Source organism: Streptococcus sp. k-90 (assembly GCF_013277565.1).
Lineage (GTDB): Bacteria > Bacillota > Bacilli > Lactobacillales > Streptococcaceae > Streptococcus.
In genome coordinates this window covers 80,055-97,832 of record NZ_VMNE01000010.1, presented here as the reverse complement: position 1 = coordinate 97,832, position 17,778 = coordinate 80,055, and the positions used below count along the sequence as shown (strand labels likewise).

The 17,778-nt window shown below is 40.8% G+C and carries 19 protein-coding genes; 17 read left to right on the top strand and 2 right to left on the bottom strand.

From position 1 onward, the window contains the following. Genes asp1 through HT734_RS04005 form a run of 8 tightly spaced genes read left to right on the top strand, consistent with a single transcriptional unit; the run spans window position 1 to window position 9,165 of the window. Window positions 1-1,581, top strand: a complete 1,581-nt coding sequence (asp1, locus tag HT734_RS04040; RefSeq protein ID WP_140833572.1) for an accessory Sec system protein Asp1 — start codon at window positions 1-3, stop codon at window positions 1,579-1,581. After that, complete coding sequence (gene asp2 / locus HT734_RS04035) at window positions 1,565-3,100, top strand: accessory Sec system protein Asp2 (protein ID WP_140833570.1); 1,536 nt, start codon at window positions 1,565-1,567, stop codon at window positions 3,098-3,100. Before asp1 ends, asp2 begins: the two co-directional genes overlap by 17 nt. Beyond that, a complete protein-coding gene (gene asp3 / locus HT734_RS04030) occupies window positions 3,097-3,537 on the top strand; it encodes an accessory Sec system protein Asp3 (RefSeq protein WP_140833568.1) in 441 nt (146 codons plus the stop codon). Before asp2 ends, asp3 begins: the two co-directional genes overlap by 4 nt. Next, the gene (secA2, locus tag HT734_RS04025) at window positions 3,530-5,902 is read left to right on the top strand and encodes an accessory Sec system translocase SecA2 (RefSeq protein WP_173277522.1); all 2,373 of its coding nucleotides are present in this window, start codon (window positions 3,530-3,532) and stop codon (window positions 5,900-5,902) included. The genes asp3 and secA2 overlap by 8 nt, the downstream gene beginning before the upstream one ends. Window positions 5,903-5,913: 11 nt before the next feature. Beyond that, window positions 5,914-7,425: an accessory Sec system glycosyltransferase GtfA gene (gtfA, locus tag HT734_RS04020; protein ID WP_173277520.1), complete on the top strand. Its 1,512-nt coding sequence runs from the start codon at window positions 5,914-5,916 to the stop codon at window positions 7,423-7,425. Continuing rightward, entirely contained in the window at window positions 7,418-8,755 is a 1,338-nt protein-coding gene (gtfB, locus tag HT734_RS04015) for an accessory Sec system glycosylation chaperone GtfB (protein WP_173277519.1), read from the top strand. Before gtfA ends, gtfB begins: the two co-directional genes overlap by 8 nt. Before the next feature lies 1 nt (window position 8,756). Then, the gene (gene asp4, locus HT734_RS04010) at window positions 8,757-8,936 is read left to right on the top strand and encodes an accessory secretory system protein Asp4 (protein ID WP_173277517.1); all 180 of its coding nucleotides are present in this window, start codon (window positions 8,757-8,759) and stop codon (window positions 8,934-8,936) included. A 4-nt stretch (window positions 8,937-8,940) separates the two neighbouring features. Next, window positions 8,941-9,165: an accessory secretory protein Asp5 gene (locus tag HT734_RS04005; protein ID WP_000569970.1), complete on the top strand. Its 225-nt coding sequence runs from the start codon at window positions 8,941-8,943 to the stop codon at window positions 9,163-9,165. A gap of 56 nt (window positions 9,166-9,221) precedes the next feature. On the opposite strand, the gene HT734_RS04000 is transcribed toward HT734_RS04005, so the two are convergent. Continuing rightward, a complete protein-coding gene (locus HT734_RS04000; RefSeq protein ID WP_173277515.1) occupies window positions 9,222-10,169 on the bottom strand; it encodes an aromatic acid exporter family protein in 948 nt (315 codons plus the stop codon). Between the two features lie 67 nt (window positions 10,170-10,236). Next, window positions 10,237-11,442: a serine/threonine transporter SstT gene (sstT, locus tag HT734_RS03995; protein ID WP_173277513.1), complete on the bottom strand. Its 1,206-nt coding sequence runs from the start codon at window positions 11,440-11,442 to the stop codon at window positions 10,237-10,239. 151 nt (window positions 11,443-11,593) lie between these two features. Here sstT and HT734_RS03990 point away from each other — a divergent pair, with 151 nt between their 5' ends. The 9 genes from HT734_RS03990 (at window position 11,594) to HT734_RS03950 (ending at window position 17,773) form a co-directional block, all read left to right on the top strand. Beyond that, entirely contained in the window at window positions 11,594-12,160 is a 567-nt protein-coding gene (locus tag HT734_RS03990) for a mechanosensitive ion channel domain-containing protein (RefSeq protein ID WP_173277511.1), read from the top strand. A 51-nt stretch (window positions 12,161-12,211) separates the two neighbouring features. Then, complete coding sequence (locus tag HT734_RS03985) at window positions 12,212-13,120, top strand: magnesium transporter CorA family protein (protein ID WP_125852095.1); 909 nt, start codon at window positions 12,212-12,214, stop codon at window positions 13,118-13,120. Between the two features lie 14 nt (window positions 13,121-13,134). Further along, window positions 13,135-13,662 (top strand): YqeG family HAD IIIA-type phosphatase, encoded by a 528-nt coding sequence (locus tag HT734_RS03980; RefSeq protein ID WP_173277509.1) that lies wholly within the window; start codon window positions 13,135-13,137, stop codon window positions 13,660-13,662. Window positions 13,663-13,664: 2 nt separating this feature from the next. After that, window positions 13,665-14,771 carry a ribosome biogenesis GTPase YqeH gene (gene yqeH / locus HT734_RS03975; RefSeq protein WP_173277507.1) on the top strand — a complete coding sequence of 369 codons (1,107 nt, stop codon included), beginning with the start codon at window positions 13,665-13,667 and terminating at the stop codon, window positions 14,769-14,771. 213 nt (window positions 14,772-14,984) lie between these two features. After that, entirely contained in the window at window positions 14,985-15,296 is a 312-nt protein-coding gene (gene yhbY / locus HT734_RS03970; RefSeq protein ID WP_000060169.1) for a ribosome assembly RNA-binding protein YhbY, read from the top strand. A gap of 51 nt (window positions 15,297-15,347) precedes the next feature. Then, on the top strand, window positions 15,348-15,977 hold the full coding sequence (locus HT734_RS03965) for a nicotinate-nucleotide adenylyltransferase (RefSeq protein WP_033680625.1): 630 nt from the start codon (window positions 15,348-15,350) through the stop codon (window positions 15,975-15,977). Continuing rightward, on the top strand, window positions 15,977-16,570 hold the full coding sequence (yqeK, locus tag HT734_RS03960; protein ID WP_173277505.1) for a bis(5'-nucleosyl)-tetraphosphatase (symmetrical) YqeK: 594 nt from the start codon (window positions 15,977-15,979) through the stop codon (window positions 16,568-16,570). Before HT734_RS03965 ends, yqeK begins: the two co-directional genes overlap by 1 nt. Further along, the gene (gene rsfS / locus HT734_RS03955) at window positions 16,571-16,924 is read left to right on the top strand and encodes a ribosome silencing factor (protein WP_124787858.1); all 354 of its coding nucleotides are present in this window, start codon (window positions 16,571-16,573) and stop codon (window positions 16,922-16,924) included. It abuts the gene before it with no gap. Window positions 16,925-17,032: 108 nt separating this feature from the next. Next, window positions 17,033-17,773: a class I SAM-dependent methyltransferase gene (locus HT734_RS03950; protein ID WP_345889913.1), complete on the top strand. Its 741-nt coding sequence runs from the start codon at window positions 17,033-17,035 to the stop codon at window positions 17,771-17,773. The last annotated feature ends 5 nt before the right edge of the window (window positions 17,774-17,778 follow it).

The following is a 17,778-nucleotide window of genomic DNA, read 5'->3' as shown; positions in this document are numbered from 1 at the left end:
ATGTATTATTTTATACCAGCTTGGTATGGTTCAAACCGCCAATGGCACGCTGATTTGACTCCATGGTATTATTCTCACTTTAAGCTTGAATTTGATGATACATTCAATCAAATTAGGCTTTTTCAAAGACAAGGGATACCGTCTCGACTACTAGTATTAGCCTATCAGCCACATTTGCGTTACTTTTTACATAGACATGGTGTATTAGAGACAGAAGTCTATTCTATCTTTGATGACATGCAAGACTTGCAAGACCCCCACACTCAGGTTCTTAATATAAGAGATATAGAGTGGGATAGTGATTGTCAATTTCTTTATAGTCCTTTTGCGATAGTGGTTCAAAAAAATGGTAAAAAGTATGCAAAGGTGGAGCATGGAGTAGAAGGATTTATCAGTGATATCCAATACTTTGATAAGAATGGCCAGATAAGTCAGCACTATATTATGGATGACCGTGGTTTTGTATCAAGTGTTATTTATTTCGAAGATGGACAGCCTACCTATCAGGACTATTTGAATCCTAAGGGGATTTGGAGATTTAGAGAGTATTTAAACGAGGGAGGCCGAGTAGAGGTAAATCCAATATTTGGCTATCAATTTAAACATCTTCACTACGCTGATATGAGTCAATTGGTTGCAGAGTTTTTTGATAAATATATTCAAAAGAAACAAAAAAAACAGGATATTTTCATTATCCCTTCTCATCCCTATCATGACCAATTTATCTTCAGTTGCCTACCAAGTGAAACTGCTAAAATATTGAGTCTTTTCATTAATAGGAATGCTCAAGCTAGTTTTAAAGACTTAGCTCTATCATTTGATCAGGCAGATATAGTCTTAGTAGATAGAGAAGATAGTTTACAACTCTTGCAGGAACTATATCCTACTCTATCGGATAAATTTTATCATCTTTCTCCTTTTGATACGCGTTTACGACTGGGAAGAAGTCAGACTAGAAAAGAATCGATTATTTATTATCAATTAGATTTTTCTGAAGGAATTGATAGACAAGCCTTATTTCAGGTCTTATCATTCATTGCTGAAACAAAAAATACAGAAGTTATTTTTGGTGCCTTTTCTGCTAGTCAGCAACAAATGGAAGAGGTAGAATCACTTGTCAATGAAATCATTCAGGAACAAATCCATACTGATAGTTTAAAAAAAGGAATAGATTACGGTGAGGCAGAAAATCCTTTAGAAGAAAATCAAGAGCAGGAATTACGTTTTCAATTTGTCAATATGAATGACGAGTTGGATTTGATTAAGACACTAGAGTTTGTTCGTTTGATTGTGGATCTCAATAAACAACCCCACCTCTATACCCAAATAGCAGGTATTAGTGCAGGGATTCCTCAGATTAATCAGGTCGAAACCGTCTATGTGGAACATTTGAAAAATGGTTATTTGATTTCAGATGTGACCGAATTTTCCAAGGCGGCACATTACTATACAGATAAACTGAAAGAATGGAACCAAGCATTAGTATACTCTATTGATAAAATCAAGGAGCATACTGGACAACGATTCTTAGATAAGTTGCATCACTGGATTGAGGAGGTTACAGATGTCAAAGGATTATAAGATCCTACAGATAGGGATTGATAATTGGGCTCATCATTATGAAATTCCTGAAAACATGGATTGGTATTACTTCTGTCCCAACTCACCGCTAGCCCTTCGTAAAATGATGGAAATGGAAGGGATAACCAGTTTTCATGCTATCTTAATAGAGGATGGACAGTATTTATCTGATTTACTGCCTTTTATTCATCATATTGAGCCTTACACTCTTTTTTATGATCAAGAGTTTAAGACGTCCGATTCGGTTATTTTTGATTTGTTAAAGCAGAGGTGTGCTCAGGCTATAGACTTCTCAGATCCTCAGCAATTAGTCAATGATTTGTCCACTTCTCTCTTTGGTGGAGGTTACGGTGATAAACTATTTCCATCTGGTATCCAAATTCATCCCTCCTTTAAAGGTTCTATTTCTTATCAAGGATTTGAACACGTGACTCTAGAAGGGAATTTTGGAGAGGATTTCCAACAACTAGCTTACTGGTCCTATAATTTTATGGTCGATAAAAACTTACCCATAGAACTATGGTTAGAGTACAAAAAACAAGGAAATTTTGAGTTTAGGTTGGTGATTCGCAAGATATGGAATGGTTCAGTGGATGAATTTTTTGAAGAGGAAGTTTATTTAGAAGCTGATTTAGAAAAAGCTATAATTATGGATAGTAAAGAGGCTAATTATTTGATATATATATCGATTGAAGGACGTGGTGAAGGCAAACTCCAGTTAGGGAATCTTCACCAACGTTGGAGCCGAAAACAGTTTGGGAAATTTGTCCTTGGTGGTAACATATTACATGACGAAAATCGAGATGAAATTAATTACTTTTTCCATCCAGGTGATTTTAAGCCACCTTTAGCTGTTTACTTTTCAGGTTTTCGTCCAGCTGAGGGATTTGAAGGATATTTTATGATGAAAAATTTAGGATGTCCATTTCTTCTATTTTCGGATCCTCGTCTTGTGGGTGGAGCCTTTTACTTAGGTAGTGAAGGATTAGAGAATAAGATTAAGGAAACCATTCAATATTATTTGGATTATCTTGGTTTGACATCTAAAGATTTAATTTTATCAGGCTTATCAATGGGAACTTTTCCATCGCTCTACTATGGAGCCACTTTTGAACCGCGTGCAGTTATTGTCGGGAAGCCACTAGCTAACATTGGGACTATTGCAAGACGAGGGCGTTTAGAGGCACCAGGAGTATTTAATACAGGATTTGATGTACTGAGACATCAGACGGGCGGAGTTAGTCCCCAGCATATGGAAGATCTGGATCAAACTTTTTGGAATGCTTTTAAAAAGGCTGATTTCACCCAGACAATTTTTGGTTTGTCCTATATGAAGGATGAAGATATGGACAGCAAAGCCTACGATCAGTTAGTAGAACATCTTTGCCATACAGGGGCTAAGATTTTGTCTAAAGGTACAGATGGACGACATAATGATGATACAGATACCAATGTTGCTTGGTTTCTACATTTTTACCGTATGATTTTGAAATCAGATTTTGGAAGGTTGGACAAATGATTATCAATCAGAGAACAGACATTAAGTGGGGCGAAGTAGGGGGGACATTTATGTATGGTAGTAAGGTAACCTATTATGAAGACAAACATATTAGTCTATATAATCCCTTAGTGACATCAGGAGAAATCTTAAAAACATGGTTTTCTAATGTCAATTACCAGGCTGCTCGTACTCAGCCTAGCCTCCCTTTGTTAAAAAGAAATCACGATTATCAATTATGCATGAATTTTGAATGCCAACCTACAAATGGAGTTTATACAAAGATTGCCTTTTTTGATAGATACGGAGATGTGATTGAAGAGAAAATTGAAAAAATGAAAGTCTTTGATTTTACTTATCCTGATGATACCTATACCTACCAAGTTTCCCTTCTAAGTGCTGGTTTTGAGTCCTTGGATTTCTATTCTTTTTCTATTAAGGAGATGAATCGTGTTTAAAGGTTTATATCAAGATTTCCAACTTCGTAAAGTCAAAAGAATTTTAAAGAAGATTAATGCCCTTAAAGGAACGATGAAGTCTTTATCAGACCAAGAACTAGCGGCAAAAACAGTGGAGTTTCGTCAACGTCTTGCTGAGGGTGAAACTCTTGACGACCTATTGGTAGAAGCGTTTGCAGTTGTTCGTGAAGCGGATAAACGTGTATTGGGCATGTTTCCCTATGATGTCCAAGTCATGGGAGGAATTGTTATCCATCAGGGAAATGTCGCTGAGATGAATACAGGTGAGGGAAAAACCTTGACAGCTACTATGCCTGTTTATCTCAATGCCCTGACAGGAAAAGGAACCATGCTGATTACCACCAATGACTATCTAGCTAAACGCGATGCTGAAGAGATGGGACAAGTTTACCGTTTCTTAGGATTGACAATTGGGGTACCTTTTACAGATGATCCTAAAGAGGAATTGACGTCAGAAGAGAAAAAAAGAATTTATGCATCCGATATCATTTATACAACTAATAGTAATTTAGGTTTTGATTATTTAAATGATAATCTAGCCTCAAATGAGGAAGGAAAATTTTTACGACCATTTGATTACGTCATTATTGACGAGATTGATGATATTCTATTGGACAGTTCTCAGACACCTCTGATCATTGCCGGAGCCCCGCGTGTTCAGTCTAATCACTACGGTATTATTGACACGCTGGTAACGACTTTGGTAGAAGGGGAGGACTATATCTTTAAAGAGGAGAAGGATGAAATCTGGCTCACTACCAAGGGGGCTAAGGCTGCTGAAAGTTTCTTAGGAATAGATCATTTTTATAAGGAAGAACATGCGGTCTTTGCTCGTCATTTAGTGTATGCGATTCGAGCCCATAAACTCTTTACCAAAGACAAGGACTATGTCATTCGTGGGAACGAAATGGTACTGGTAGATAAGGGAACAGGTCGTTTGTTGGAACAAACTAAACTTCAAGGAGGTCTTCATCAGGCCATTGAGGCAAAGGAACATGTCAAATTATCTCCAGAAACAAGGGCTATGGCTTCTATCACCTATCAGAGTCTTTTTAAAATGTTCAATAAGATATCCGGGATGACAGGTACAGGTAAGGTTGCAGAAAAAGAGTTTATTGAAACCTACAATATGTCTGTAGTGCGCATTCCAACCAATCGTCCTAGACAACGGATTGACTATCCAGATAATCTATATATCACTTTACCTGAAAAAGTGTATGCTTCCTTGGAGTACATTAAGGAATACCATGCTAAGGGAAATCCCTTGCTCGTTTTTGTAGGCTCAGTTGAAATGTCTCAGCTTTATTCATCACTCTTGCTTCGTGAAGGGATTGCTCATAATGTTCTAAACGCTAATAATGCGGCGCGTGAGGCCCAAATCATCTCCGAGTCAGGTCAGATGGGGGCTGTGACAGTGGCTACCTCTATGGCAGGACGTGGTACGGATATTAAGCTAGGTAAAGGAGTAGCAGAGCTTGGGGGCTTGATTGTTATTGGAACGGAGAGGATGGAAAGTCAACGCATTGACCTGCAAATTCGTGGCCGTTCTGGTCGTCAGGGAGATCCTGGTATGAGTAAGTTTTTTGTATCTTTAGAGGACGATGTTATCAAGAAATTTGGCCCATCTTGGGTGCATAAAAAGTATAAAGACTACCAAGTTAAAGATATGACTCAACCGGAAGTACTGAAAGGTCGTAAATATCGTAAGCTAGTAGAAAAGGCTCAGCATGCTAGTGATAGTGCTGGACGTACGGCGCGTCGTCAGACACTAGAATATGCGGAGAGTATGAATATTCAACGGGATATGATTTATAAGGAGCGTAATCGTCTAATAGATGGTTCTCGTGACTTAGAAGATGTTGTTGATGAAATCATTGCTAGCTACATAGATCAAGTGACTTCTTCAGACTATGAAAGCCGAGAACTACTCTTCCACTTCATTGTGACCAATATTAGTTTCCATATTAAAGAAGTTCCAGACTATGTAAATGTGACTGACAAAATCGCAGTTCGTAGCTTTATGAAGCAGGTGATTGATAAAGAACTTTCTGAAAAGAAAGAATTACTTGATCAGCATGGTCTGTATGAACAGTATTTACGACTTTCTATGCTCAAGGCTATTGATGACAACTGGGTAGAGCAGGTAGACTATCTCCAACAGTTATCGATGGCTATCGGTGGCCAGTCTGCTAGTCAGAAAAACCCGATCGTAGAGTACTATCAAGAAGCCTACGCAGGTTTTGAAGCCATGAAAGAACAGATTCGGTCTGATATGGTACGTAATCTTTTGATGGGACTTGTTGAAGTTACTTCTAAAGGTGAAATTATGACTCATTTCCCATAAGAGGAGAATATATGACAATTTATAACATAAATTTAGGAATTGGTTGGGCCAGCAGTGGTGTTGAATATGCCCAAGCCTATCGTGCGGGTGTTTTTCGGAAATTAAATTTGTCCTCTAAGTTTATCTTTACGGATATGATTTTAGCTGATAACATTCAGCACTTAACATCTAATATTGGTTTTGATGATGATCAGGTGATCTGGCTTTATAATCATTTTACAGACATAAAGATTGCACCGACTAGCGTGACAGTGGATGATGTCCTGGCTTATTTCGGTGGTGAAGAAAGTCACAGAGAAAAAAATGGTAAGGTCTTGCGTGTCTTCTTTTCTGATCAAGATAAGTTTGTAACCTGTTATTTGGTAGATGAGGACAAGGACTTGGTTCAACACGCGGAATATGTCTTTAAAGGAAAACTGATTCGTAAGGATTACTTTTCTTATACGCGTTATTGTAGCGAGTATTTTGCTCCCAAGGACAATGTTGCAGTCCTATACCAACGAACTTTTTACAATGAAGACGGAACTCCGGCCTATGATATCTTGATGAATCAAGGGAAGGAAGAAGTTTATCGTTTCAAGGATAAGATTTTATATGGGAAACAAGCCTTCATGCGTGCCTTTATGAAATCCTTGAATTTGAATAAGTCTGATTTGGTCATTCTTGATAGGGAGACAGGCATTGGACAGATTGTTTTTGAGGAAGCACAAGCAGCGCATTTAGCGGTAGTTGTTCATGCGGAGCATTATAGTGAAAATGCTACAAATGAGGACTATATCCTTTGGAACAACTACTATGACTATCAGTTTACAAATGCAGATAAGGTTGACTTCTTTATCGTATCAACTGATAAGCAGAGAGAAGTTCTGCAAGAGCAATTTGCCAAATACACCCAGCACCAACCAAAGGTTGTTACCATTCCTGTAGGAAGTATTGATTCCTTGACCGAGTCAAGTCAAGGACGTAAGCCATTTTCATTGATTACCGCTTCACGTCTTGCCAAAGAAAAACACATTGACTGGTTGGTCAAGGCGGTCATTGAAGCTCGTAAGGAAATACCTGAACTAACCTTTGATATTTATGGTAGTGGTGGAGAAGATTCTCTGCTTAGAGACATTATTGCAACTCATCAGGCTGAGGATTATATACAGCTCAAGGGGCATGAGGAACTTTCGCAGATTTATAGCCAGTATGAGGTTTACTTGACGGCTTCTACTAGCGAAGGATTTGGTTTGACCTTGATGGAAGCAATTGGTTCAGGTCTACCCTTAATCGGTTTTGATGTTCCATATGGAAATCAAACTTTCATTGAAGACGGTAAAAATGGCTACTTGATTCCAAGCTCATCTGACCATGTGGAGGATGAAATCAAGAAAGCTTATGCAGCTAAGATTTGCCAAGTGTATCAAGAAAATCGTTTGGAAGCCATGCGTGCCCATTCTTACCAAATTGCAGAAGGCTTCTTAACAGAAGAAATTTTAGAAAAGTGGAAGAAAACAGTAGAGGAGGTGCTCCATGATTGAACTTTATGATCGTTATAGTCAGGAAAGTCGAGATTTACATGAAAGTTTAGTCGCTACTGGTCTTTCTCAACTTGGAGTAGTCATCGATGCAGATGGTTTTCTTCCTGATGGTCTGGTCTCTCCTTTTACTTATTATCTAGGATATGAAAAGGGAAAACCTCTTTATTTTAACCAAGTTCCTGTTCCAGCTTTTTGGGAAATTTCAGGAAATAATCAGTCTGCTCGTATTGAAGATATGACAGAGGAGAGAGCCGTCATTCATTATGCTGATGGTTTGCAGGCTCGTTTGGTTAAGCAAGTAGACTGGAAAGATCTAGAAGGTCGAGTACGTCAGGTTGATCATTATAATCGCTTTGGTGCTTGCTTTGCTACAACGACCTATAGCGCAGATAGTGAGCCGATTATGACAGTTTACCAAGATGTCAATAGTCAACAAGTTTTACTTGAAAACCATGTGACGGGTGATATCTTATTGACTTTGCCTGGTCAGTCCATGCGTTACTTTGCAAATAAGGTTGAATTTATAATCTTCTTTTTGCAAGATTTAGGATTGGATAGTCATCAGCTTATCTTTAATACCTTAGCGACTCCTTTCTTGGTTTCCTTCCATCATCCAGATAAGTCTGGCTCAGATGTTTTGGTTTGGCAGGAACCTCTCTATGATACCATTCCAGGCAATATGCAGTTGATTTTGGAAAGTGATGATGTGCGTACTAAGAAAATCATCATTCCCAATAAGGCGACTTATGAACGTGCTTTAGAGTTGACTGACGAGAAATACCATGATCAGTTTGTGCACTTGGGTTACCATTATCAGTTCAAACGTGATAATTTCCTAAGACGAGATACCTTAATCTTGACTAATTCAGATCAGATTGAGCAAGTAGAAGCAATCGTAGAAGCCTTGCCTGATGTTACCTTCCGTATCGCAGCGGTGACAGAGATGTCTTCTAAGCTCTTAGACATGCTTCGCTATCCTAATGTGGTCCTTTATCAGAACGCTAGTCCACAGAAGATTCAGGAGCTGTATCAACTGTCGGATATTTACTTGGATATAAACCACAGCAATGAGTTGTTGCAGGCGGTGCGTCAGGCCTTTGAACATAATCTCTTGATTCTTGGATTTAACCAAACGGTACACAATAGACTCTATATCGCTCCTGATCATCTATTTGAAAGTAGTGAAGCTTCTGCTTTGGTTGAGACCATTAAACTGGCTCTTTCAGATGTTGAGCAAATGCGTCAGGCACTTGGCAAACAAGGACAACATGCAAATTATGTTGACTTGGTGCGATATCGGGAAACCATGCAAACTGTTTTAGGAGGCTAACATGTCAGACGAAGATTTATTTTACAAAGACGTTGAAGGTCGCATGGAAGAGTTGAAACAAAAACCCATCAAGAAGGAAAAAGAAACCCGAGGGGAAAAGATTAGTAAAACTTTTTCACTCTTACTGGGTTTGATGATTCTGATTGGTTTGATCTTTACTTTGCTGGGAATTTTGAGGTAGGTCTATGATTGAAATACTGATTGTTTTAGCTATTATCCTATCTCTTGCTTTGATTGTATTGGTAACCATACAACCCCGTCAAAATCAACTCTTTTCCATGGATGCCACCAGTAATATTGGTAAACCAAGTTACTGGCAGAGCAATACTTTGGTAAAGGTGCTTACTTTATTGGTGAGTTTGGCCTTATTCGTCCTATTACTAACCTTTATGGTGATAACTTACAAATAAAAGAAAACTTCAGATATTCACCTTTTGTGATTGGTCTGAAGTTTTCTTTTTTACTGTCAATATTTATGGTAAAAATCAACTTTTACTTGGATGAAGGTTTTGGCTTCGCGTAGGAGTTGGAGAAGCGTGGCACGGGTTTCAAATTCTTCTCTTGTCTTGGGTAGACTGCGGTTCCGAAAGACTTCTAGATAGCGTTCAATTTCATCCAGTAAATCAGAAGCAGGATTGGTCTGGCTCAGTTGACCGGCAATTTTTGAAAAGAGTTGGGCCAAAATTAGACTTTCACTGGCAGCTAGGTGACAGGTGTTGATTTGCTGGGCCATATTTCGCAGGATACGGCTTTGTCGCTGTCTCATCTCAAAATAGTGGATATGGTAGTCGGTCTGATGAAAGAGGTGGTCAGAATGATCCAAATAGACCAGTCTGATGGCTTCTTCCAAAAGGGAGTCTAATTCATCTACCAGCTGTGCTCGGTTGCGTCCATCCCCTCTGGATAAATAATATTTGAAGCGCTGGAGGATATCTTTTAACTTTTCTTCAACCAGCGTGTGGTAGTGCTGGATTTCCTCTTCACGTGAAGGCATATAGAGATTTACAAGTAAGGCAAATCCTGTACCGATAGCAAAGAGAAGGAATTCATTGACTAGAAGGTCTAGAGAGCTTGACTCTTGAACCAAGAGGTGGCTAACCAAAACGCTACTTGGTGTGATGCCAATTTCCCAGCCCATCCTGTAGGCCAGGGGAACGTATAGGGCAAGATAGAGGCCAAGGCTCCAGATATGAAATCCGCTCAAGTGAAAAGCCAAAACACCAATCGCCAGAGCTAGAAGCATGGAAAAAAGACGATTGCGAGCCAGTTTTAAAGTACTTCTACGCGTATCAGATAGGCTCAAGAGAGCGATGATTCCGGCCGAAACTGCTGAGGAAAGATTGAGAAAATAAGCAAGAAGGCAGGCAAGACAGGTAGCTAAGATGAGTTTGGTCGTACGTTGGCTAATAGACATAAGAATTTCCTAATAAATTAGAATAAAAGCGTAAAAGACAAGACCTGAGTAGGCTTGCCTTTATGAGTTATTTTTTACGGGCTGCTGCGTATTCAGCAACGGCGGTAAAGAGGACATCTGTAGAAGAGTTGAGGGCTGTTTCACATGAGTCTTGGATGACCCCAATCACAAATCCAACTCCGACAACTTGCATGGCAATATCGTTAGAAATACCAAAAAGGCTACAAGCAACTGGGATAAGAAGGAGGGATCCTCCGGCAATACCAGAAGCACCACAGGCAGAGATAGCTGCTACCACACTGAGGACAAAGGCTGTAGCAAAGTCAACAGGAATTCCAAGTGTGTTAACTGCAGCAAGGGTCAAAACGTTAATAGTAATGGCTGCTCCTGCCATGTTGATAGTAGAACCAAGTGGGATAGAAACAGAATAGGTATCTGTGTTGAGTCCAAGGTCATGACAGAGTTTCATGTTGACAGGGATGTTAGCCGCAGAACTACGAGTGAAGAAGGCTGTTACACCGCTGACACGCAAACATTTCCAAACGAGGGGATAAGGATTTCTCTTCATAAAGAGAAAGGCAATCAATGGATTGACTACTAGGGCCACAAAGAACATGGTTGTCACCAAGAGGGCAAGCAAGATTCCATAGTTAGCTAGACTTCCGATTCCCTTATCAGAAATGGTTTTAAAGACAAGGCCAAGGATTCCAAATGGAGCTAGGTTAATGATCCATTCGACAATCTTAGAAGTCACATCAGCCATGGTTTTCAGCAATTCTTTACTGTTTTTACTTGCCTCTCTCATAGCAATCCCGAAAACAACTGCCCAAGATAGGATACCGATGTAGTTAGCAGTAACGAGGGCATTGACTGGATTGTCAACCAGTTTGAGCAAGAGGTTACTGAGGACCTGGCCAATTCCATCTGGTGGTGCGATTTCTGTATTGGCACTATTCAAGGTAATTTCAACTGGAACGATGAAACTTGCTAGGACAGCAACAAGCGCCGCTGCAAAGGTTCCCACTAAATAAAGGAAGATAACAGTTTTCATATTGCTATCTTGTCCCTTGTGATGTTGGGAAAGAGCATTGGCAACGAGGGCAAAGACTAGAATAGGTGCGATGGCTTTGAGACCACCAACAAAGAGATCTCCGAGTAGACCAATTCCTGAAACAGTAGGAAATGTCAGTCCAAGGATTCCTCCGACAAGCATGCCAATCAAAATACGTTTGATCAGGCTTGCCTTATTCCAAGCATGAATGAATTTTTTCATAACAATCTCCTTTGTTGTGTAATGTTTATGATTATAGTATAAATATTAAGTAAAATCAAGAATTTTCTGTCTATTTTTGTTATTATTTTTGAAAATTTATGGAGACTGACACTTTATGAAAGTATGGTATAATGAATGAAAGGAGTTTTCTATGCAAGAATTTATTCAAACCTATCTCAATAAGCTTGATGTTACAGCGATTATCGAGAATATCTTAACCAAGTTACTTTCTCTTTTATTCTTATTTTTACTCTTCTATATAGCTAAAAAATTGCTCCATACCATGGTGCAGAGAATTGTTAAACCTTCTCTAAAAATGTCTCGTCATGATGTCGGACGTCAGAAAACCATCTCACGTCTGTTAGAAAATATGTTTAATTATACCCTTTATTTCTTTTTACTCTACTGCATTTTGTCGATTTTAGGTTTGCCAGTTTCGAGTTTGCTGGCAGGTGCTGGGATTGCTGGGGTGGCTATTGGGATGGGAGCCCAAGGCTTTCTGTCTGATGTCATCAATGGTTTTTTCATCCTTTTTGAGCGTCAACTGGATGTGGGAGATGAGGTCGTTCTGACAAATGGTCCTATTACTGTATCGGGCAAGGTCGTCAGCGTCGGCATTCGAACAACGCAACTCAGAGGAGAAGACCAGGTTCTGCACTTCGTTCCCAATCGCAATATCACCGTTGTCAGCAATTTCTCTCGGACAGACCAGGCCTGAAATTTTAGCAGATTTATGGTACAATAGAAAGAGTTTGGTAAAGGAGAAAAGATGTTTTTAGAAAAACAGTTGGGCAATGGTTGTACCTGGATTAACCTAGATTTGGACAAGTTGAAAAAACTAGAGGACCTTTCTGAAATCTACGGTTTGGACAAGGAAACCATTGAATACGCATTGGATAGAAATGAGCGCGCCCACATGGATTACCACCGTGAAAATGGGACTGTGACTTTTATCTACAATGTCTTGAACTTGAAAAAGGATAAGGCCTACTACGAAGCCTTTCCCATGACCTTTATCGTGGAACATCGTCGCCTGATTACCATTAGTAATACCAAGAACGCCTATGTCATTGAACAGATGACCCGTTATCTGGATAGTCATGACACGCTTTCGATTTACAAGTTTCTCTTTGCCAGTCTGGAAATCATCAGCAATGCCTACTATCCTGTCATCGAGCAGATGGACAAGAGTAAGGATGAGGTTAATGGACTCTTGCGTCAACGGACGACTAAGAAAAACCTCTTTGCCCTGTCTGACTTGGAGACTGGTATGGTTTACCTCACTGCGGCTGCCAAGCAAAATCGCATGTTGCTGGAACATATCCAAGGGCATGCCCTCTATCGCAGTTTTAACGAGATTGAGAGAGAGCAGTTTGATGATGCCATGATTGAGGCTCATCAGCTGGTATCCATGACAGACTTGATTTCTCAAGTCCTCCAACAACTATCAGCATCTTACAACAACATCCTAAACAACAACCTGAATGATAATTTGACAACCTTGACTATCATTTCAGTCTTGCTAGCAGTTTTAGCAGTTGTGACAGGCTTTTTCGGAATGAATGTTCCCCTACCTTTAACAGATGAGCCCCATGCTTGGCTCTACATCAGTTTAGCCAGTGCAGGTTTATGGATTGTTTTGTCATTATTATTGAGGAAAATTGCGAAAAAAAGTTAAGAAAAGGAGCCAGAATGGCGATTGAAAATTACATGCCAGATTTTGCTGTGGAAGCAGTCTATGATCTGACAGTCCCAAGCCTGCAGGCGCAGGGAATCAAGGCTGTTTTGGTCGATTTGGACAATACTCTCATTGCTTGGAACAATCCTGATGGTACGCCAGAGATGAAACAATGGCTACATGACCTTCGGGACGCGGGTATTCGCATTATCGTAGTCTCAAATAACACGAAAAAACGGGTTCAACGGGCAGTTGAAAAGTTTGGGATTGACTACGTTTATTGGGCTCTGAAGCCTTTCACATTTGGAATAGACCGTGCCATGAAGGAATTTCACTATGAGAAAAGTGAAGTGGTCATGGTTGGCGACCAGCTCATGACAGATATACGAGCAGCCCACCGTGCTGGCATTCGCTCGATTTTAGTCAAACCCTTGGTCCAACACGACTCGATCAAAACGCAGATTAACCGAGCTCGCGAGCGTCATGTCATGCGAAAAATCACTGAAAAGTACGGACCAATCACATATAAAAAAGGAATTTAACTATGGAAGAAATTCTCTGTATTGGTTGTGGAGCAACCATTCAGACAACAGACAAGGCTGGTCTTGGATTTACCCCCCAGTCGGCACTTGAAAAAGGTTTGGAGACTGGCGAAGTCTATTGTCAACGTTGTTTCCGTCTCCGCCACTACAATGAAATCACAGATGTCCAGTTGACGGACGATGATTTCCTCAAGCTCTTGCACGAGGTAGGAGACAGTGATGCCTTAGTGGTCAATGTCATTGATATCTTTGATTTTAATGGCTCTGTTATCCCAGGCTTGCCACGTTTTGTATCGGGTAATGATGTCCTCTTGGTGGGAAATAAAAAAGATATCTTGCCCAAGTCTGTTAAACCAGGCAAGATTAGCCAGTGGCTCATGGAGCGTGCCCACGAAGAAGGTCTTCGTCCAGTTGATGTCGTCCTAACTTCAGCCCAAAACAAGCATGCGATTAAGGAAGTCATTGACAAAATCGAGCATTACCGTAAGGGACGCGATGTATATGTCGTTGGTGTAACCAACGTTGGAAAATCAACTCTAATCAATGCCATTATCCAAGAAATAACGGGTGACCAAAATGTCATTACTACTTCGCGCTTCCCAGGGACAACCTTGGACAAGATTGAGATTCCGCTTGACGACGGATCTTATATTTACGATACGCCGGGAATCATCCATCGTCACCAAATGGCCCATTACTTGACGGCTAAAAATCTCAAGTATGTCAGCCCTAAAAAGGAAATCAAGCCCAAAACCTATCAGCTCAATCCTGAACAAACCCTGTTTCTAGGCGGTCTCGGACGATTTGACTTTATTACAGGTGAAAAGCAAGGTTTCACAGCTTTCTTTGACAATGAACTCAAACTCCACCGAACCAAGCTTGAAGGCGCTAGTGCTTTCTATGACAAGCACCTAGGAACCCTCCTGACACCACCAAATAGCAAGGAAAAGGAAGATTTTCCAAAACTAGTCCAACATGTATTTAACATCAAGGATAAGACAGACCTAGTCATCTCAGGACTAGGCTGGATCCGCGTAACAGGCACCGCAAAAGTCGCCGTCTGGGCACCAGAAGGCGTCGCAGTCGTCACACGAAAAGCCATTATTTAAACACAGAAAGGAAAGGGTTGTCTAAATTCGTGCGAGCCCTGCGAGCTCACAGCGAATACTTTTCACTGTGGTGTCAGTTGGTACAAGTGATTGTACCAACTGCGGAAAATTTGAGACCTTAGGCTCAAATTTTAGTCATGAAAGTCCGAAGGACTTTGCTGACGTCCGTCACCACTTCAGAAAAGTATAAAAAGAAACTCTTTTAAAGAAATTATGTCATTAACATCAAAACAACGTGCCTTTCTCAACAGTCAGGCACACACCCTCAAACCCATCATCCAAATCGGGAAAAATGGTCTCAACGACCAAATCAAAACCAGCGTCCGTCAGGCTCTTGATGCCCGCGAATTGATTAAAGTCACTCTCTTGCAAAACACAGATGAAAACATCCATGAAGTAGCTGAAATCTTGGAAGAAGAAATCGGTGTGGATACAGTCCAAAAAATCGGACGCATCTTGATTTTGTTTAAACAATCTAGCAAGAAAGAAAATCGCAAGATTTCTAAGAAAGTCAAAGAAATCTAAAAAAACTACTCCAAATAACTGTTTTTACAGAGAAATAAAGGAGACTAGCCTATGGCAATCGAATTATTGACCCCCTTTACTAAGGTAGAGTTGGAGCCAGAAATCAAGGAGAAAAAACGCAAACAAGTTGGGATTTTAGGGGGAAATTTTAACCCTGTTCACAATGCCCATCTGATCGTTGCGGACCAAGTACGGCAACAGTTGGGACTAGATCAGGTTCTGCTCATGCCTGAATACCAACCTCCTCATGTAGATAAAAAGGAAACAATCCCTGAATACCATCGTCTCAAGATGCTTGAGTTGGCTATTGAGGGGATTGAAGGACTAGCCATTGAAACCATTGAGTTGGAGCGCAAGGGTATTTCTTACACCTATGACACCATGAAGATTTTGACAGAGCAACATCCAGATACGGATTATTACTTTATCATCGGTGCCGACATGGTGGACTATCTGCCTAAATGGTACCGAATTGATGAGCTGGTAGACATGGTTCAGTTTGTAGGGGTTCAGCGCCCACGCTACAAGGCAGGGACTTCTTACCCAGTTATCTGGGTGGATGTGCCTCTCATGGATATCTCGTCTAGCATGGTGCGTGACTTCCTTGCCCAAGGTCGGAAACCTAACTTTCTCCTGCCTCAGCCTGTGCTAGACTACATCGAGAAAGAGGGGCTTTACTGATGGCCTATCAAGACTATATTAACTGTTCCCGTGAGGCTTTGTTGGAAAAAATGGCAGAGCTTCTACCCGAGAAACGGTTAACCCATTGCTTGGGTGTGGAGCGTGCAGCCATAGAACTGGCTCAGCGATTTGGAGTCGATACTGAGAAAGCAGGACTAGCAGGCCTTCTTCATGACTACGCTAAGAAGCTGTCAGATCAGGAATTTTTGGACTTGATTGACCGTTATCAGCTAGACCCTGACCTCAAAAATTGGGGTAATAATGTCTGGCATGGTATGGTTGGCATCTACAAGATTCAGGAAGATTTGGATTTGCATGATCCTGAAATCCTGCGAGCCATTGAAATCCATACAGTCGGAGCTGATCAGATGACCGACATAGATAAGGTTATCTATGTCGCAGACTATATCGAGCACAATCGTGCCTTTCCAGGAGTGGATGTGGCACGTGAGATTGCAAGTCTATCACTTAATAAGGCAGTAGCTTATGAGACAGCTCGTACCGTGGAACATCTGGCTCATCAGGGATTCCCCATCTATCCCCAAACCCTTGAAACCTATAACGCCTTTGTGCACTATTTGAAAGAGGACTAAATGAACGAAAAAGAATTACTAGAACTAGTCGTGAAAGCGGCTGATGAGAAACGTGCAGAGGATATCCTCGCACTTGATGTACAAGATTTGACTAGCGTGACGGATTACTTTGTCATCACTAGCTCAATGAATAGCCGTCAGTTGGACGCTATCGCTGATAATATCCGTGAAAAAGTAGCGGAAGCAGGTTTTAAAGGAAGCCATGTCGAAGGCGATGCGGCTGGAGGTTGGGTCTTGCTGGACCTCGGTGCTGTCGTTGTGCATATCTTCTCAGAAGAAATGCGTGCCCACTATAACCTAGAAAAACTATGGCATGAGGCGGATTCAGTAGATATTTCAGAAGCCCTTGCTTAGAAGATAAACTCAGTTGTAGTCAACTGGGTTTCTTTGCTTATTTTAGAAAATTGATGGAAAGGTAAAGAGCGAGTGGTGTTTGCCATGGAGGCTCTTGGTATCATGATTATGGCAACTTATGAAACCTTTGCGGCTGTTTACGATGCAGTGATGGATGATAGTTTGTACGATAAATGGACGGATTTTTCTCTGCGTCATTTGCCTAAGACCAAGGAGAGAAAGAAACTCTTGGAACTGGCTTGTGGGACAGGAATTCAATCTGTGCGCTTCTCTCAAGCTGGTTTTGATGTAACTGGACTTGACTTGAGTGGGGATATGTTGAAAATTGCGGAAAATAGAGCAACTTCCTCCAAGCAAAAGATTGCCTTTATAGAAGGCAATATGCTGGATTTGTCCAAGGCAGGTCAATACGACTTTGTCACGTGTTATTCGGACTCTATCTGCTATATGCAGGATGAGGTGGAAGTAGGGGACGTTTTTAAAGAAGTCTATAATTCCCTCAACGAAGATGGTGTATTTATCTTTGACGTGCACTCGACCTACCAGACAGATGAAGTATTCCCGGGTTATTCCTACCATGAAAATGCGGAAGATTTTGCTATGCTCTGGGATACCTATGAGGATGAAGCGCCTCACTCCATCGTCCATGAGCTGACTTTCTTTATCAAGGAGGCGGACGGTTCCTTTAGTCGCCACGATGAAGTGCATGAGGAGCGGACCTATGAAGTCTTGACCTATGATATTTTGCTGGAACAGGCTGGTTTCAAGTCTTTTAAACTCTATGCGGACTTTGAGGACAAGGAGCCAACAGCAACCAGCACCCGTTGGTTTTTTGTGGCGCAGAAGTAGGAGAA

Coding starts and splice junctions, on each gene's coding strand:
- HT734_RS04005 (WP_000569970.1), top strand. CDS start 8,941: ATGATTGAAATACTGATTGTTTTAGCTATTATCCTATCTCTTGCTTTG.
- HT734_RS03985 (WP_125852095.1), top strand. CDS start 12,212: ATGTTTTTAGAAAAACAGTTGGGCAATGGTTGTACCTGGATTAACCTA.
- yqeK (WP_173277505.1), top strand. CDS start 15,977: ATGGCCTATCAAGACTATATTAACTGTTCCCGTGAGGCTTTGTTGGAA.
- gtfA (WP_173277520.1), top strand. CDS start 5,914: ATGACAATTTATAACATAAATTTAGGAATTGGTTGGGCCAGCAGTGGT.
- HT734_RS03950 (WP_345889913.1), top strand. CDS start 17,033: ATGGCAACTTATGAAACCTTTGCGGCTGTTTACGATGCAGTGATGGAT.
- yhbY (WP_000060169.1), top strand. CDS start 14,985: ATGTCATTAACATCAAAACAACGTGCCTTTCTCAACAGTCAGGCACAC.
- asp2 (WP_140833570.1), top strand. CDS start 1,565: ATGTCAAAGGATTATAAGATCCTACAGATAGGGATTGATAATTGGGCT.
- HT734_RS03965 (WP_033680625.1), top strand. CDS start 15,348: ATGGCAATCGAATTATTGACCCCCTTTACTAAGGTAGAGTTGGAGCCA.
- asp1 (WP_140833572.1), top strand. CDS start 1: ATGTATTATTTTATACCAGCTTGGTATGGTTCAAACCGCCAATGGCAC.
- asp3 (WP_140833568.1), top strand. CDS start 3,097: ATGATTATCAATCAGAGAACAGACATTAAGTGGGGCGAAGTAGGGGGG.
- gtfB (WP_173277519.1), top strand. CDS start 7,418: ATGATTGAACTTTATGATCGTTATAGTCAGGAAAGTCGAGATTTACAT.
- yqeH (WP_173277507.1), top strand. CDS start 13,665: ATGGAAGAAATTCTCTGTATTGGTTGTGGAGCAACCATTCAGACAACA.
- sstT (WP_173277513.1), bottom strand. CDS start 11,442: ATGAAAAAATTCATTCATGCTTGGAATAAGGCAAGCCTGATCAAACGT.
- HT734_RS04000 (WP_173277515.1), bottom strand. CDS start 10,169: ATGTCTATTAGCCAACGTACGACCAAACTCATCTTAGCTACCTGTCTT.
- asp4 (WP_173277517.1), top strand. CDS start 8,757: ATGTCAGACGAAGATTTATTTTACAAAGACGTTGAAGGTCGCATGGAA.
- HT734_RS03990 (WP_173277511.1), top strand. CDS start 11,594: ATGCAAGAATTTATTCAAACCTATCTCAATAAGCTTGATGTTACAGCG.
- HT734_RS03980 (WP_173277509.1), top strand. CDS start 13,135: ATGGCGATTGAAAATTACATGCCAGATTTTGCTGTGGAAGCAGTCTAT.
- rsfS (WP_124787858.1), top strand. CDS start 16,571: ATGAACGAAAAAGAATTACTAGAACTAGTCGTGAAAGCGGCTGATGAG.